The 16,598-nt window shown below is 41.2% G+C and carries 15 protein-coding genes; 8 read left to right on the top strand and 7 right to left on the bottom strand.

Features of this window, described 5'->3' with window-relative positions:
* Positions 1-109 precede the first annotated feature (109 nt).
* Together WN50_RS00540 and WN50_RS00545 are read left to right on the top strand one after the other, a co-directional pair.
* A complete protein-coding gene (locus WN50_RS00540) occupies positions 110-3,895 on the top strand; it encodes a diguanylate cyclase domain-containing protein (protein WP_046279421.1) in 3,786 nt (1,261 codons plus the stop codon).
* A gap of 88 nt (positions 3,896-3,983) precedes the next feature.
* A complete protein-coding gene (locus WN50_RS00545) occupies positions 3,984-4,505 on the top strand; it encodes a phycobiliprotein lyase (RefSeq protein ID WP_046279422.1) in 522 nt (173 codons plus the stop codon).
* Between the two features lie 90 nt (positions 4,506-4,595).
* Here WN50_RS00545 and WN50_RS00550 read toward each other — a convergent pair whose 3' ends face one another.
* Together WN50_RS00550 and pheS are read right to left on the bottom strand one after the other, a co-directional pair.
* The gene (locus tag WN50_RS00550; protein ID WP_046279423.1) at positions 4,596-5,237 is read right to left on the bottom strand and encodes an SH3 domain-containing protein; all 642 of its coding nucleotides are present in this window, start codon (positions 5,235-5,237) and stop codon (positions 4,596-4,598) included.
* A gap of 46 nt (positions 5,238-5,283) precedes the next feature.
* Positions 5,284-6,276: a phenylalanine--tRNA ligase subunit alpha gene (gene pheS, locus WN50_RS00555; protein WP_046279424.1), complete on the bottom strand. Its 993-nt coding sequence runs from the start codon at positions 6,274-6,276 to the stop codon at positions 5,284-5,286.
* Positions 6,277-6,493: 217 nt separating this feature from the next.
* On the opposite strand from pheS, the gene surE reads away from it, so the two are divergent.
* A complete protein-coding gene (gene surE / locus WN50_RS00560; protein WP_046279425.1) occupies positions 6,494-7,297 on the top strand; it encodes a 5'/3'-nucleotidase SurE in 804 nt (267 codons plus the stop codon).
* Between the two features lie 284 nt (positions 7,298-7,581).
* Positions 7,582-7,986 carry a hypothetical protein gene (locus WN50_RS00565; protein WP_046279426.1) on the top strand — a complete coding sequence of 135 codons (405 nt, stop codon included), beginning with the start codon at positions 7,582-7,584 and terminating at the stop codon, positions 7,984-7,986.
* Positions 7,987-8,233: 247 nt separating this feature from the next.
* On the opposite strand, the gene WN50_RS00570 is transcribed toward WN50_RS00565, so the two are convergent.
* Entirely contained in the window at positions 8,234-9,943 is a 1,710-nt protein-coding gene (locus WN50_RS00570; RefSeq protein WP_046279427.1) for an ArnT family glycosyltransferase, read from the bottom strand.
* Between the two features lie 96 nt (positions 9,944-10,039).
* Here WN50_RS00570 and prfB point away from each other — a divergent pair.
* Positions 10,040-11,162 (top strand): peptide chain release factor 2 gene (prfB, locus tag WN50_RS00575; protein WP_152964658.1). Its coding sequence is split into 2 segments (ribosomal slippage): positions 10,040-10,111 and positions 10,113-11,162, totalling 1,122 coding nucleotides; the frame shifts between segments, so codons are not numbered across the junction.
* 166 nt (positions 11,163-11,328) lie between these two features.
* On the opposite strand, the gene WN50_RS00580 is transcribed toward prfB, so the two are convergent.
* The gene (locus tag WN50_RS00580; protein ID WP_046279429.1) at positions 11,329-11,550 is read right to left on the bottom strand and encodes a hypothetical protein; all 222 of its coding nucleotides are present in this window, start codon (positions 11,548-11,550) and stop codon (positions 11,329-11,331) included.
* A gap of 2 nt (positions 11,551-11,552) precedes the next feature.
* On the bottom strand, positions 11,553-11,840 hold the full coding sequence (locus tag WN50_RS00585; RefSeq protein ID WP_046279430.1) for a type II toxin-antitoxin system HigB family toxin: 288 nt from the start codon (positions 11,838-11,840) through the stop codon (positions 11,553-11,555).
* A gap of 169 nt (positions 11,841-12,009) precedes the next feature.
* Here WN50_RS00585 and WN50_RS00590 point away from each other — a divergent pair, with 169 nt between their 5' ends.
* A complete protein-coding gene (locus WN50_RS00590) occupies positions 12,010-12,621 on the top strand; it encodes a hypothetical protein (protein ID WP_046279431.1) in 612 nt (203 codons plus the stop codon).
* 248 nt (positions 12,622-12,869) lie between these two features.
* On the top strand, positions 12,870-13,766 hold the full coding sequence (locus WN50_RS00595) for a DNA adenine methylase (protein ID WP_046279432.1): 897 nt from the start codon (positions 12,870-12,872) through the stop codon (positions 13,764-13,766).
* Positions 13,767-13,788: 22 nt separating this feature from the next.
* On the opposite strand, the gene WN50_RS00600 is transcribed toward WN50_RS00595, so the two are convergent.
* Both WN50_RS00600 and WN50_RS00605 read right to left on the bottom strand, forming a co-directional pair.
* The gene (locus WN50_RS00600; protein WP_046279433.1) at positions 13,789-14,631 is read right to left on the bottom strand and encodes a hypothetical protein; all 843 of its coding nucleotides are present in this window, start codon (positions 14,629-14,631) and stop codon (positions 13,789-13,791) included.
* A complete protein-coding gene (locus tag WN50_RS00605) occupies positions 14,624-14,845 on the bottom strand; it encodes a helix-turn-helix domain-containing protein (RefSeq protein ID WP_046279434.1) in 222 nt (73 codons plus the stop codon). Before WN50_RS00605 ends, WN50_RS00600 begins: the two co-directional genes overlap by 8 nt.
* Before the next feature lie 166 nt (positions 14,846-15,011).
* Between WN50_RS00605 and WN50_RS00610 the strand changes: the two genes are divergently transcribed.
* Positions 15,012-16,493, top strand: a complete 1,482-nt coding sequence (locus tag WN50_RS00610; RefSeq protein ID WP_046279435.1) for a DASH family cryptochrome — start codon at positions 15,012-15,014, stop codon at positions 16,491-16,493.
* Positions 16,494-16,598: the final 105 nt, after the last annotated feature.

A 16,598-nucleotide genomic window follows, 5' to 3' on the forward strand; every position in this document is an offset into this window, starting at 1 on the left:
AGTTGTATGAAATATTGAGCCATTTTAAATCCAATAAAAACTTCAATTTGATTGATAAACTCCATTGTTATTCGTAAGTTTTAATCAACCTCTTTTTAAGTCCATCAAAATGAAAAAGAAAAGAAATTATCAAAAACCGTTTTTATTCCAACTAGCAGACTGGGAAAAAAATCATCTTTCTTTTCAAGAAAAACTGAATATTATTGTCAAAGAAACTCGTGATTTTCTCAACGTAGATCGAGTCAAAATTTATCAATTTCAAATAGAGGGAAGCGGTGTTGTTATTGCTGAATCTGTTAAATTAGAACAATTACCCTCACTGCTCGGCTTGCATTTTTCAGCCCAAGATATTCCCTCTGTTGCTCGCGCTCAATTCAATAAAGCCCATCAACGAATTATCATAGATGTCTCAGCCAAACGAAAAATCCTCGACTCCGCCAACTCACAATTAAGTGAACCGAATCGATTAAATGCTGAGATTCGCTATGCTCCCGTCGATGAATGTCATCTCCAATATTTAGTCGGAATGGGAGTTTTATCATCCTTGGCTATTCCCATTTTTCACTGGGAACAATTGTGGGGTTTATTCATCATTCATCATGCGGAACCGCGACGCTTTAGCGAACCCGAACTGCAAACAGTAGAACTCTTAAGTAAACAAGTTTCCCTGGCAATTGCCCAAGCTACATTGATAGCCCAAGCCGAACAACAACAACAACAAGAAAAAGCGATCGCTCGCATCAACAAAATTTTCGCTGAAAACCTTGACGAACATCAAACCTGGCAAACTGTTCTTGAAGAAAGCATCAAGATCTTAAAAGGCGATGGAGGACGTGTTTATTTCACAGAGGATCTCACTGGTCAATCCCCCAAATTATACACCTGTGGCGAACAACCGAGCCTAGCCGAACTCGAAAACAGTTCAAGTTGGCAAGATTTGATCCAGCAAAACACTCAACCCATTAAGCCCAAACCCGATTCCACACCGTTTAAAAATGTTGATGAGAGTCATTCCATCGGAAACAACAAGCCCTGTATTTTTACAGTTTTGGAGTTTTCCAAACATCCCCATCTCCAACCCCTAACAGAAGCTTTTGCAAATACTTCCATTCACTCATTACTGATCATTCCTCTGGGATCTCGTCAGCAAGAAATCGGTTATCTCACCTTGTTTAGAACAGAACGAGAAATCGAAATCCTGTGGGCAGGCTACCATAACACCGATCCGCGTAATCAAATCACTCGACGCTCCTTTGAAACTTGGCGAGAAATACGGCGACAAGCTCCCATTTGGCAACCTAACGAACTCAAATTAGGACAATCGCTGAGTCTACACCTTTATGTTGGCTTTACGCAACGCCAACTGACTCATCTGATCGAGAATCAAGCCTCCTATGATCGAGTCACCAAACTCCCCAATCGGATTGTCTTAGAACAACAACTAACACTAGCATTAATTGATGTTCTGCACAACGGCAATATGGTTGCAGTAGCAGTTTTAGGCTTAGATCAGTTTAAAACCATTAATGAATCTTTTGGATATCAAGTCGGAGATAGTTTCTTACAAGAAGTTGCTGTTCGTTTGCAAAGTCGCCTAGAACAACTCCAACTGAATAATACCCTGCTGGCTCGTTGGCATGGGGATGGATTTGCATTAATCTTTTCTCAGGTGGCTTATGCCGATGACACGATAACCCTGTGTCAAAGCTTGCTTGACATCTTTCGAGAGCCATTGTACATTCACACTCAAGCTATTTACCTCAACGGCAGTATCGGCGTGGCTTTGGCACCCTACGACGGAGAAAGTGCAGCAACACTCCTCAAACACGCAGAAATTGCCCTAGATCAAGCCAAACAATATGGCAAAAACACCTACAAACTCTATACACCTGAGAGTGCAACAATTAATCCGACTCATCTAACGCTAGAGGCTGACTTACAGAAAGCATTAAAACAAGAGGAGTTTGCCATTCACTACCAGCCCCAAATCGAACTCTCAACAGGAAAACTAAGCGGTTTGGAAGCTTTAATTCGTTGGTATCATCCTCGCTTTGGGGTGATATATCCTCATCACTTTCTTCCAGTCGCCGAACACATGAACGAACTCAAAGCTATTGGGGCTTGGGTTTTACAAACGGCTTGCACTCAACAACGCATTTGGCAACTAACAGGATTATCCCCTGCAAAAATTAGTGTCAATCTCTCTGTGAATCAGTTTCAACAAGAGGATTTAGTTGATGTGTTGATCAGTACCCTTCAACAAGCCCAGATGGAACCTAAATATCTGGAACTTGAAATTACAGAAACTGCTCTTATGGGCGATATTGAAAGATCAATGATTCGACTCAAGCAATTGCGGCAAGCCGGAATTCAGATTGCAATTGATAATTTTGGTCGAGGTTATTGTTCTCTCATTTCTCTCAAACATTTACCGATTCAAACTTTAAAAATAGATTCGTCTTTTGTCGAAGATTTAATGAGTGATCCGAAGCAAGGTGCTATTTTACAGGCTCTTGTCAATTTAGGGAATGCTCTAGAATTTAATGTTTTAGCGAAGGGAGTGGAAACCCGACAACAGTTAGAATTTTTGCAATCTATTGGTTGTAATCAGGCTCAAGGTTATCTGATTAGTCATCCTTTATCGGCAGAAGGAATCATTAAATTGTTGATGAAATCTCAACCTCTGACACCGATTTATTCTAGATTATGTACAACGAATAGCCCGATTATTCCTTTGAGCGGAACTCCAGTTTCTACACCCGAACCTTTAGCTCAAACGGTAGCCATAGATCAACAAACACTGGCTGAAAAAATTCTTGAATATGCTCATTTGAAAGAAGAACTTAAACAGCAAGCCATTCGAGAAAGACTCGTCATGGAAATCGGACAGAAAATTCGCAATTCTCTCAATCTCAATGATATTCTTAATACAACGGCTCAAGAAGTACGAGAGCTTTTGGAAACAGATCGGGTGATTTTGTACCGCTTTGATGCTCAGTGGAATGGAACCGTTGTAGTTGAGTCGGTTGTACCCGGTTATCCAGCTAGCTTAGAGGATGAAATTGATGATCCTTGTTTTAGAGAAAGCTATGTTAAATATTATCGTCAGGGAAGAATTAGAGCCATTGATAATATTAAGGAAGCTGATTTGAACCCTTGCCATATCGAACTCCTGGAACGCTACGCCGTTAAGGCTAATTTGGTGGTTCCGATTGTTTATCAAGATAAATTATGGGGATTGATGATTGCTCATCATTGTCGGGATATTAGACATTGGGAACAACATGAAATTAAGCTTTTGAGTGAATTATCCGCTCAAGCCGCGATCGCCATTCATCAAGGGGAACTTTATCAACAACTAGAAACCGCTAATCAAGAATTAGAACGTTTAGCTGCTCGTGATAGTTTAACTCAAATTGCGAACCGTCATTGTTTTGATCGGGTGTTAGAAAAAGAATGGACTAGGTTAATGCGATCGCAAGATCAACTGTCGCTAATTTTATGTGATATTGATAGTTTTAAACTCTACAATGACACCTACGGACATCAAGCCGGAGATCATTGTTTGCACCAAGTCGCCCAAGCGATCAAAGCGGGAGTCAAACGTCCAGCCGATTTAGTCGCTCGTTACGGAGGAGAAGAATTTGCTGTGATTTTACCCGCTACTTCCTTAGAAGGGGCGCTGCGAGTTGCGGAGGAAATTCGAGTGCGGGTGAGGGCCTTGGGTATTTCTCACGCTGAGTCCGTTTATGGCTGCGTGACGCTTAGTTTAGGGGTTGCGACGGTTATCCCCAATACGAGTTTATCAATTCCTATCCTGATTGGTGCGGCAGATGAAGCGTTGTATCGAGCCAAGGCGACGGGACGCGATCGCAGTTGTTGGTCTTCAAATTGAAACAATTCTGTCGTGATCACCTCCGACTGCTACACTGAGAAGATTAGCCGCTCAGATTTACATTAGACCAGAAACATAAACAAGCTTGATGGATATTTCAGAATTCCTTGAACTTTCTGCGGGTAAGTGGTTTTCTCAACGTACTATTCACAACTTATCCTCTGGACAATTGCAAGCAGGTAAATCCAACCTGACGATTACGCTTTTGCCTCAAAATGAACCTAGCATTACTCAACTGTGCGAACATCACCAAGTTGATCCGACAATGGCTTGGGGGGGATTCCAACTGGCTTGGGAGGGAACTGTAGAGGGCGACTCTCAAAGCCAGACGGGTTCAACAATGTTAGTTCCCTTGATTGACTCTGATTCACCCCATGAAGGTCAATTTTTACAAAAAAGACCAGGTTATGATGACCATGCCTTCAAAGGGAGTTATTTTTTAGGAGAGGATGAAGTTTTAGTTTTGATTACAGAAACCGATAACTTTTATGTTGAAGAACGGTTATGGTATCTGATGCCCAATTTGCGACTGCGAACCAGCATTTTCAAGCATACCAATGGCTTTAGCCAAGCTTCTTTTTGTTCAGAAATTCGGATTGGCATTAAGTAGACAGTCAACAGTAACCAGTTATTTCAGTTTACAGTTATTAGCTATCAACTGTTCACTGATAACTGGTTACTGTAAACTGTAAACTGTTGATTATCGGCACATAATTAGGGTATTAGCGGAGATAAAACCTGCTAACGGTTCGGCAATTTCGACCCAATTGCGAGGTTCATTATTCGGATCTCGAATCAGTTTATAACCTTCGACGAGGTAGACTTCCTGGCCCGAAGCGATTCCTCCCACACGAGACGCCGAACTAGAGGGTTTTGATCGAACCGCCACGCCTCTGGGTGCAGCGAAGCGATCGATGCGACGACATAGAGAAGCAGGTTGTTGAGGCGGCTGAGAAATCACATCATCCGAACACAGCATTAAGTTACTGCGTCCTCCCGGATAACCATTGGAGATAAATCCACGCATCGGATAGGTAATTTCGATCCAAGTTCGACCATCAGGCCCCCGAATGCCTTGATAATTGCGAACCAGGGTGACTTCATCTTTATGGCGAACCCCCCCGACTCGGGGAGAATTAGGAGTAGGTCGGGCGCGAACCGCCAAGCCTTGAGGTTCAAACACCTGACGACACAGATCCGATGTCGTTTCAGCGCTGCCTTCAGAGGGGGAAAATTTAGACGGAACTGCTTTTTCATTGGCGATCGCCCGATAGGGTATGGCGATCGCAACGATTAACAAACTACCCAGCCAGGGTATCCACCGAGACTCATAAGACAACATATTTATTCTCGTTCAACTCCTCACACAACCCACACTTTAAAATTGATTAAAATTGTCGCAAAAAGCGTAAATCACTGGCATAGACCCGGCGAATATCATCAAGCTGATGTAAAACCATCGCAAAGCGTTCGACCCCAAATCCGGCGGCAAATCCGGTATATTTCTCCGAATCATAGCCAACGGCTTTAAACACATTCGGATCAACCATGCCACAACCCAACACTTCTAACCATTTGCCTTGCCATTGTAAGTCTACTTCGGCTGAGGGTTCGGTGAAGGGGAAATAACTCGCCCGGAAGCGAATCGGTAAATCCCCAAACATCTGACGCAGGAACTCTTTAATTGTCCCTTTGAGGTCGCTAAAGCGCAATCCTTCATCAACGGCTAGGAGTTCGATTTGATGAAACACTGCCGCATGAGTTGCATCAACGGTATCGCGCCGATAAACCCGACCCGGTACTATAACCCGTAAAGGGGGTTTTTGTTGTTCCATGTAGCGAATTTGTACCGGAGAAGTATGGGTTCGCAGTAAGTTCCCATCCGGTAAATAGAAGGTATCCTGCATATCTCGGGCCGGATGATCGGCAGGCATATTCAACGCGGCAAAGTTGTAATAATCGCTTTCCATATCCGGCCCTGTGGCGACGGTGTAGCCCAAACCGACAAAAATATCGAGGGCGCGATCAATGATGCCGTTGAGGGGGTGTATTTGACCTTGGGGGCGATAAATTCCCGGCATGGTGACATCGAGGCTTTCGCTTTTCAGTCGGGCTTCGAGTTGGGCTGCTTGTAGGGCAGTGCGTTTATCGTCTAAGTCGGTTTGGATGGCTTGTTTGACTTCATTTGTGATCGCACCAATACGGGGACGTTCACTCGGATCGAGTTTTCCCATTGCCCCAAGCACTTGGGAGAGTTGACCTTTTTTGCCAAAGTAGTTAATTCGTAACTGTTCGAGTTGATCGAGGCTTTGGCAAGCGGTAATCTCGGTTTGGGCATTTTGGCGCAGTTCTTGGAGTTGGGCGTCAATTTGGGTACTCATATCGGGAATGTTTACTATACAACTTGGAAGTTTAAAGCAAAGTTAGCCGTGCAGATTGAATCCATCGCGATTCGAGCGGCGCAAAAATCGTAACATTGATTGAGAGACAAAGACGCTTACTATTAAGATTACACCCATTGTTGGGCGATCGCTGTTGAGTCATAAGCGGAACATTTATTTTGGCCCTGCACCTACACGATAATCAGAAATTGCATCCATGAAACTGTTAATCAGTAATGATGACGGCATTTTTGCCCAAGGAATTCGTAGCCTTGCTAATCATCTCGCAGAAGTCGGCCATGAGGTCAAGGTGGTTTGTCCCGATCAAGAACGATCCGCTACAGGTCACGGTTTGACGCTTCATCAACCCATTCGGGCGGAGAAGGTGGAATCGGTTTTTCATCCCCAGGTGAAGGCTTGGGCTTGTTCGGGAACTCCGGCGGACTGTGTGAAGTTGGCTTTGTTTGGGTTACTCGATACTCGCCCGGATTTTGTTCTGGCTGGGGTGAACCACGGCCCGAATTTGGGAACGGATGTTATCTACTCGGGTACGGTTTCTGCGGCGATGGAAGGGATGATTGAAGGCATTCCCAGTATTGCTTTGAGTCTGGGGAGTTATTCGGCGCGTCAGTTTCAAGCGTCTGTTCGTTTTGCGGAACGTTTGCTCAAACAGTTGGAAAAACGTCCTTTATCTCAGGTTATGCTGCTTAATGTTAACATTCCGGCGGTGCCTGAAGAAGATATTCTGGGTGTGATGATCGCTCGTCAAGGAATTCGTCGCTATATTGATATTTTTGAAAAGCGCGTTGACCCCAGGGGGAAAACTTACTATTGGTTAGCCGGAGAAGTCTTAGAAGAGGTCGAAGATCCTCAAAAGACTTTGATTAATGATGATTTACCAACAGATGTGCAGGCTTTACGCCAAAATTACATTACTATGACTCCCCTGCAATACAATCTCACTCACACGACCGGATTAAAAGAATTGCAAACCTGGCACAATGAACAAATTACCGATTGAAAATTAAGACAGTCTTAAGTCGGTTGACAAAAAAGAGCAGTTGTGATGAAAAGATTCGGTTTTTGTCAGACTCGATCTGCTTCTTTTTTAGGGATGTTGACTGATTGTATCTTTTTTACCGAAAAAATCCGTATTTTCGAGGTTGATGGAAATAGCAGGAGAGTTAGACTAGAGATAGAGAGCAACATTGTGCCGCATCGCTGATGCTTCTACGAGAGTTGTTACTTTTGCTTGCAAGGGGTCGTCAGTTTTGTCTACCTGAGTCATTTTGAGTCATTTATTCTATGAACGCTGATACCTTCAATACATACTCTGTTACTTGTCCGATTTGTCATCATACAAGCATTGTCTCCTCAATGGGGGTGTTTGGTGGACTTTTCACTTGTCCCCATTGTCATACTCATTTTGTGATTAGCAATAGTGGCCATTTTGTTCGTGATCCTTTCTGTCTACAAAAGTGGGCTGTTGGGCAGATGTTACGCCGTCAGAGTCATCCTTGGGCGAGAATTCGTCGAGATTTATGGCTGACTCGACGTTTTCCCCTGGCGGTTTTAGTCAGTGGCATTTTATTTATCAGTTTAGCCATTGCTGCTACTAATCAATTGAATACTGAACAAAGTACACTCGATATGCAGTCCGAGTCTATACAGGAAGAAGAATCTGATTCTCAATCTCCTGATTTTCATTGAGTGACTGAGATTAAGGTTCAGCAAGTTTTGACTGCAATTTTTGATGAGATTTTACACGTCTATTTGGGCAATACAGCTCGAAAAGATGTTATTTTGCTATCGTGAACCTGATAATTTAATCGGCTTGATTTGTCTAAAACTCGGGCATTTTTTTGAGTTAAATTGGGTGATTGATTGGACTAGATTAACTCTCCAATGGTAATTTTGATGAATTGACTTTAGGCGAGGATTTTTGGATCAACCTTTGTTAAATTGTCGATTCGTTGACTGGGGTATCACAACAGGGATTCTGGGGCTTTTTCGTGATTAATATTAAGTCTTGGGCGCTACCTATCGATTGAACTTGATCCAGTTTAAGGCGTTTTAGGGTAGAACGATCGAGTAGAAAATAGGGTTTAGGAGTTTGCCATTTTTGTTTCAATTCCTCATCCTCGACTGAACGAATTTTGCGATCGCTATAAAAATTCAAGGAAGGACGAGAGTAGGGATGAGAAGTATAAATGGGTTGATTGGCAGAAGTTCCTTGTTCAATTAAAGCGGCGACGGGTTTAACGGGATAATCTTCTGCGAGTTCCCAAACCCAATTATTAGAACTCACAAACAGGATTAATGAAACATACATTCCCCAAAATAAAATGATTAAAAATTGTCGATCTTTGCGATGAAGCAGCAATGTTGTTAGGGCAAAAGTGATTGATAATGCGGCGAAAGTTAGCTGTATATCCATCTCATTTTCCGCCACTTTAAAACCCGGAATGATCTGGCCAAAATACAGACAACCTAACCAGGCGACAACCGCAAGCAGGGCAAAAATCGGGGTAAATTGATGGGGTAAAGGAGAAGGTAAATCTTCTAGTTGATGAAGGTTTCCTTGCCATTGTCCGGTTTCTTGATCGCCTTCTCGCCAGACTTGGGCAAAATAACCACCCACTGTTAAAGCAAAAGCGGGATACAGGGGTAAAATATACCAGGGAAGTTTGGTGGTCATCAGAGAAATCGAAACGAAATAAATCCCTGTCCAAACTAAGATTAATTTTGCCCAACTAAAATTGCGATTTTTCCAGGTAAAAATCAGTCCGGGTATCCAAAACAGGTGCCAAGGAAAAGCGTATTTTAAAATTTCTAAAAGATAATACCAAGGGGCGGCTTGATGATTTTCAACTGACTGCCATATTCGTTCCCAAGATTGATCTTTGAGATTAATTTGAAAAAAGGATTGACCGTAATGTTGCCATTGGGCAGTATACCAAAGCGTGACGGGAACTAAACCCAAGAGTAACCCGATCCAAAGATATTTACACTGAAGCAGTCGGGGCGTATCCCATAATACAAAGAAAAAGGCGATCGCACCGAGCAAGAATCCTAGTAAAATTCCTTTGGTTAAACATAACAGTCCGAAAGCCAGTCCTGATCCGAGAGCGTAACGCAAATCTCGACGCGATCGCAACAGGCAAGCTAGCATTAAAATCAATAAAAATAGAACCGTTCCATCTAACATGGCTAACCGTCCCTGTCGGACAACCGGAAGCAAGGTGAGATAGACTAAAGCTGAAAAAACGGCGGGAGTTCGTTGACGAAACAGTTCTAAACCCAAACGGTAGAGAAGGGGAACAGAAGCTGCCGTTAATATTGCAGAAGGGAAACGGGCTGTCCATTCGTGAATTCCCGCGAACTGGTAAGCTAAAGCGATTAAATTATGAACAAGCGGGGGTTTATTAAAATAGGGATCTCCATGTAAGGTGGGATAAAGCCAATTGAGATCTCCTTGGGCAATTTCACGGGCGACTTGGGCGACAATTCCTTCATCCCAGTCTCGCAACGCAACACCGCCGAGATTGAGTCCAAATAATAATAGGGCTGCTGTTAACAGTCCAAATATCCACAAATAATCAATCCATTGATCACGAGCATGAGTCTGGTTGCGTGGGCGACCTGTAGCAAAAATTTGACGAGACATACTTAGAGGAGTGAAAATTGCAGACACGCAGCGATAAATTACCGCTAAAATCTACAGTGTAACTTTTGTAAAGAAAGGTTGTCAGTCGAACGCCCTATGGAAGTATTAGAAATTAAGCGCGAACTCGAAATGTTGTCTGAGCGCCTGGGTAAAACCCAGGACTATCTTTGACCTACCCGCACTCAACGCCCGGATCGAAGATTTAGAACAAATTGCCGCCCAACCGGAGTTCTGGGAGGATCAAAGCACGGCTCAAAAAACACTCCAAGAACTTAACGACCTTAAATCTATTTTGCAACAATATCAACAATGGCACAAAACGATAGAAGATACAGGTGCCATTTTGGAGTTGCTGGAGTTGGAAAGCGATGAGACGCTATTAGCCGAGGCAGAATCGAATGTAACCCATCTCAATCAAGATTTAGATAGTTGGGAACTCCAACAGCTTTTATCAGGCCTCTACGACCAAAATGGAGCGGTTCTGACGATTAATGCCGGGGCGGGTGGAACCGATGCTCAAGATTGGGCGGAGATGCTGCTGCGGATGTACACTCGTTGGGGAGAAGCTCACGGTTATAAAGTACATATGGCGGAATTCTCGGAGGGGGATGAAGCCGGAATTAAGTCGGCAACGCTGGAAATTGAAGGCCGTTATGCCTATGGTTATCTCAAGTGTGAGAAGGGGACTCATCGCTTAGTCCGAATTTCTCCGTTTAACGCTAATGGCAAGCGACAAACCAGTTTTGCAGGCGTGGAGGTGATGCCGATGCTTGATCAAGGTGTGCAGTTAGACATTCCTGAAAAAGATTTGGAGATCACAACGTCTCGGGCAGGTGGAAAAGGCGGCCAAAACGTTAACAAGGTGGAAACGGCGGTGCGGGTGGTTCATCTTCCGACGGGTATTGCGGTGCGTTGTACTCAAGAGCGATCGCAGTTGCAAAACAAAGAAAAGGCGTTAGCGTTGTTGAAGGCGAAGTTGTTGATTATTGCTCAAGAACAACGGGCGAAAGAAATTGCAGAAATTCGCGGAGATTTAGTGGATGCGGCTTGGGGAAACCAAATTCGCAACTATGTTTTTCATCCTTATCAGATGGTTAAAGATTTGCGAACCACAGTGGAAACGACGGCAATTGATGATGTGATGAATGGCGAGTTGGATGATTTTATTCAAGCTTATCTACGTCAAGAAAATCAATTGGTAGCGAGTGAGTCGGCTTAATTCAGTGATCAGTTATCAGTTATCAGTGACCAGTGAAGACAGTTGACCGTTAAATTTAGTTCTCTTAAAGGGATTAAAATCCCTGGCTATAAAGTTCTGGTCACTGATTAGGGAAGCGGGTAAAAATGGGTTTTCTGGGCATCATTGATTAAGTGTTTTGTGGCTATTAATCTTGAAGCTCAGAAATATACTCATTTTCATACTGTTCAATGAGAATTCCGAGAATATCCATCAGCGAAGCGAGAGGATGTTGTTCATCTTCACCCACTTCATCAATGAGTTGATCAAGCCAATTGACGAGAGATTGATAACTTGCTTCATCTCTGGGAACAACGAGTTGAGTTGCTAGGGGTTGCCACAATTTTTGAGTTTCATCAATGCTCAACATTTTTACGGTCTCCATTTTCCTTGATCGTACTCTGGATGGGTCAGAACTGCTCGAATATAAAGCTTTTGTCGATTATAGTGAATCGCAGCAATTAACCGGACTTTGTTACCGCCAATATTAAACACGGTGAGGTGATCAACTTGGTCAACACTGGGGAACTGACTGCGAAGTTCAGCGAAGGAACGAAATGTTCCTGATTTTACAATTTTATACCAACGAGCTAATGCCTTTTCTGTATCTGGGTACTTTGCCGCAAATTCATTGAGACGTTTACGAGTAATAACGTGCATAATAGACTTGAGAGAGATTCGCCCCTGATCTTATCGGCTTGAAGGGTCAACCGCACGCCTAAAGTATCGGTATCTTTCTGCTGTCGTGACAGCCTATCCCTTCCCATTTTTGAATCTAAAATCTACAATCGAGTCAACGGATTTGTTGAGGAGTAAAGGACGCCAAAAGATGTCCAAAGTCTACAGTACCGATGAACTGATTGAAATCTTGAATTGTGAGCGCAAAGCGTGTTTAGATGGAGAGCGTCTCAATTTGTCTGCGACTCCGGCGGTGGGAAACCCAGTGGTTGATCATTTTCTAAAGCCGGATGCCATTCAAAAGTTTACCGCTTATCAAGATTTTAAAGCGGCTGTTCATCAATATCAGATGGATTACCAAGTTTCGGGGATTGTTTGGCGAGAAATTACGTTGAAGGGAAAAACGCTTTGTTATCCGAGAGTTGATGATCAGTTGATGGCGTTACCTCAAGATATGGAAATTTTAAAAGCGGCGAAGTCTCAACTGCTTGAGTTTTGGTATGAGGTGACGGTAGACATGGATTTATATTTGAGTTTGAATGCGGGAAAAGATTATCGTCGAGTTCATCCGGCGGAAATCGATGCGATCGCTCAACGCACGGAATGGGCTTGTATTTTCAAATGGGAAAAGTCGAATTTTTTAGAGGTTTTATTACAATTGGGTTGGGGACAGCCTGGAGAGGCGTCTTATCGTCGGGGTTGGCCTCATTCGGGGAGTGAATCTTTTCATGCGGTTAAACCGGGAAAAACCCCAATTTGTTAACTGTTTTTTAGCTGTTCTTTTACCCAATTTCTGAATATTTTTAACAGGGTTATTTCTCCTGTTGTCTTGCTTTGTTCGAGAAATTGGGTGAGTTCATCACTGGATAAAAAAGGAAAAAAGTAAAGGAAGGATTCAGAATCAGTGTATCAGTTGACAGAATCGATTCTGCCTACTATCATTATCATTACGACAAAAATACTTAAAATTTATTAAGTAAGTTAATTATTAAAGAATTGGAGAAAGTGGTGATGAATCATGCTATTAATTCCCCGTTTAGATATCCTGGAGGTAAATTTTATGCGCGTCATTTAATCTTAGAATATATTCCTGATCATACCCACTATATAGAACCCTTTGCAGGCGGAGGTTCTATATTTTTTGCAAAGGAAAAAGTTAATAAAAATTGGTTAAACGATATTGATGATGACTTGATTAATTGTTATTTGATTATTCGAGATAAACCTGATGATTTAATTGAAAAACTAAAAGGAGAACAAGCCACTAAAGAACGTCATACCTATTATAAAAACGTATATCAGCCAACTAACGATTTAGAAAAAGCAGTTAGATGGTTTTACTTAAATCGAACCTCATACTCTGGTATTATGAAACGGGAAAGTTGCTATTGGGGATATGGGGATAAATATAGTATGAAACCTGAAAACTGGCCTCGTAATATTTTGCGTACCTCTGAAAAGCTTCAAAATGTAAAAATTACAAACTTAGATTTTGAACAAGTTTTTAATCAAGTTGAAGATGGTGGGTTTTTATTCATAGATCCTCCTTATTTTAATGCTCGTCAAGATAATTTTTATACTCACCATTTTACTCAAGATGATCACTTAAGATTATGTGAAGTTATAAAATTCCATAGCAAGCGACTCAAATTTTTATTGACTTATGATAATGTTTCTGAAATTCGAGAGCTTTATCAATGGGCATCTCAAATTGATGAAAAAGAATGGAATTATACAGTAGGCAGAACAGATGATCAGAAAAAAAACAAAGATACTAATTCCTTAAAATCATTAAAAAAGAAAGGCAGCCGCTACAAAGGCAAAGAAATCTTTATCACAAATTATGGATTAACTTCACTCAATTTGACTCATTCTTATAAACAGCTAGAATTACCGCTTTATGGCTAAAAATAGCAAGTCAATGTCCCTATTAATTTTCTATAAAGGTTTGTAAAACTTGTAAACAATCTTGAATTTCCAACCAAGGAGGTAGCGGTTTGCCTGTATTTAGATCAAAAACGATTTTAGGAAAGTTAGGAATAAATCCACAACTATAAGGGTTTTTGCATTCTCGTCTTGTGCATTTGATATTGTTCTTGAATAGGGCTGCTACATCATTAGACTTGGCGATATATACTTTATCAAATATTACATCTTTTAAATTAGACTCGTCTTGTAAATCGATAATATTCTTGTTACTAATTTTTTCTAAAAACTCTTTCGATTTCTCTTTAGGATGCCATTCAAAATTTCCTGTTGCTTCATCGGTTTCGTAAAAAGCATTAGCAATTGAGGTTACAACAAGATCAAAACTATTAGGTAAATATTGATCGTTATGAATCATAATAACATCAACTGGAATATTGACCTTAGTAGAAAGTTGTTTAGCTCTTTCTACTCCTAAAGTTCGACTCCGCATACACTTTACATCAATCTCAAAATATTGAGTCTGGTTTTCTGTGTTTGCTTTAACTTTCCTATATCTACCTTTTGCTGCTAGCTTGCACTCTACTCTAATATTGATATGGGTTTCTAAATGATTAATAACCACATCTTGATCGCTCGAACCAAATTGAGGATTAATTTTCGGTTTCACTATTTTCCACGATTTTTTATCGAGATACTTCTCAAATTGGGCAATTGCAGAAAACTCAAAAGCTTTGCCTCGAATCATCGGTAAAACTTTAGGATCTTGAAGAATGTCCGGCAAACTTTCAGGCAAAATATTATATTTAAGACAAAATTCTTCTATATTTTTAATCAAATCATTCATTATTATCACTCAGTAAATCAACAATACTAATATCTAAAGCTTTCGCTAATTTTTCAATATTTAATAGGGTAATATTCTTTTCGGCACGCTCAATCATACCAATGTATGTCCTGTGTACTCCTGCTTTCTCAGCTAGTTCTTCTTGAGATAAACCCTGTTTCAACCTAGCTTTTCTAACTTGTTGACCAAATTGAACTAATATAGGTTCTTTCACGGCTTTGAGGAGCCAAAAATTATTTCTTACCTATTTTATGAAAAATGATAACTAAAGTTCTACATACTATAGTTAGCATTTGTTTTGATTTTTTATTCCAGGTATAGAAACTAAACAGTAAAAATTTGTTAAAATTTGTAACGAAGACAAATCAGATTAACGAAAAATGAGTGATAAACGAGTGCTAATCTGGTATCGTAACGATTTACGAGTCCATGATCACGAACCCCTACATTTAGCAGTAAAAGCCCAAGCAGAGATTATTCCGGTTTACTGCTTTGATCCTCGACAATTTGGTAAAACGTCCTTTGGTTTTCCTAAAACGGGAGCATTTCGCGCTCAATTTTTAATAGAAAGTATAACAGATTTACGTCAATCTCTGCAACAATTAGGGAGTGATTTAATTGTTCGTTCTGATTTCCCAGAAACCGTTATTCCTGAACTGGTTAAACAATTCAAAATTGATGCGGTTTACTATTATCGGGAAGCAACTTCAGAAGAATTAGCGGTTGAAGCTGCTTTAGAACAAGCCTTAAAACCTTTAGGCGTGGCGTTAAAATCTTGTTGGGGGGCGACGCTTTATGATTTGGATGATTTACCCTTTCCTATCAGCAGAATTCCTGAAGTTTTTACTCAATTTAGAAAACAAGTTGAGAAAAATGGCACAATTTACGCTTCATTTACCACGCCTAAGCGTTTACCGAGTTTACCGAAAGTTGAAATTGGAGAGTTACCAACACTGCAAGTTTTGGGCTTGGAAACACCAAGGTTTGATGAACGGGCGGTTTTAAAGTTTCAAGGGGGAGAAACAGCCGGAATAACCCGGTTAAAGAATTATATTTGGGAAGAAGATTGTTTAAAAGACTATAAAGAAACCCGAAATGGAATGTTAGGGGGGAATTATTCTTCTAAATTTTCTCCTTGGTTAGCGATGGGGTGTTTATCGCCTCGGTTTATTTATGATCAGGTGCAAGATTATGAAGAACAACGGGTGAAAAATGACTCGACTTATTGGTTAGTTTTTGAGTTGCTATGGCGGGATTATTTTCGGTTTATTTGTCTGAAACATGGCAATAAAATTTTCCGTTTATCGGGTTTACAAGGGGTTCCTATTCCCTGGAAAAAAGACTGGGAACGCTTTGAACGTTGGCAGACTGGAACCACAGGTTTTCCCTTGGTTGATGCGAATATGCGGGAACTTGCAGCAACGGGTTTTATGTCGAACCGAGGACGGCAAAATGTAGCCAGTTTTCTGACTAAAAATTTAGGAATAAATTGGAAAATGGGGGCGGAATGGTTCGAGTCGCTGTTAGTTGATTATGATGTTTGTAGTAATTGGGGAAATTGGAACTATACCGCAGGGGTGGGAAATGATGCGCGAGGTTTTCGGTATTTTAATATTCCCAAACAGGCGAAAGATTATGACCCTAATGGGGATTATGTGAAGCATTGGTTGCCGGAATTAGTAGCTTTACCTGCATCAAAAGTTCACGAACCCTGGACGTTACTTCCGGTTGAACAAAAGCGATTTTGTGTACAATTAGGCGTGAATTATCCTCATCCTGTTGCTGATTTGATGAAGTCGGTTCAAAGCAATCAAAAAATCTATGAGGCGGCTTTAAATAAAGCTAAACATCCTCTACGATAACAAACCCATTTATAATTTTTCTACTGGATAAAATACAACAAAATACAACTCGCTATTTCCTGCTTCCTGGAAAGGGGCGGGTTGATGGGTGGGAGACATACATAT

The sequence above is a fragment of the Limnoraphis robusta CS-951 genome, from assembly GCF_000972705.2.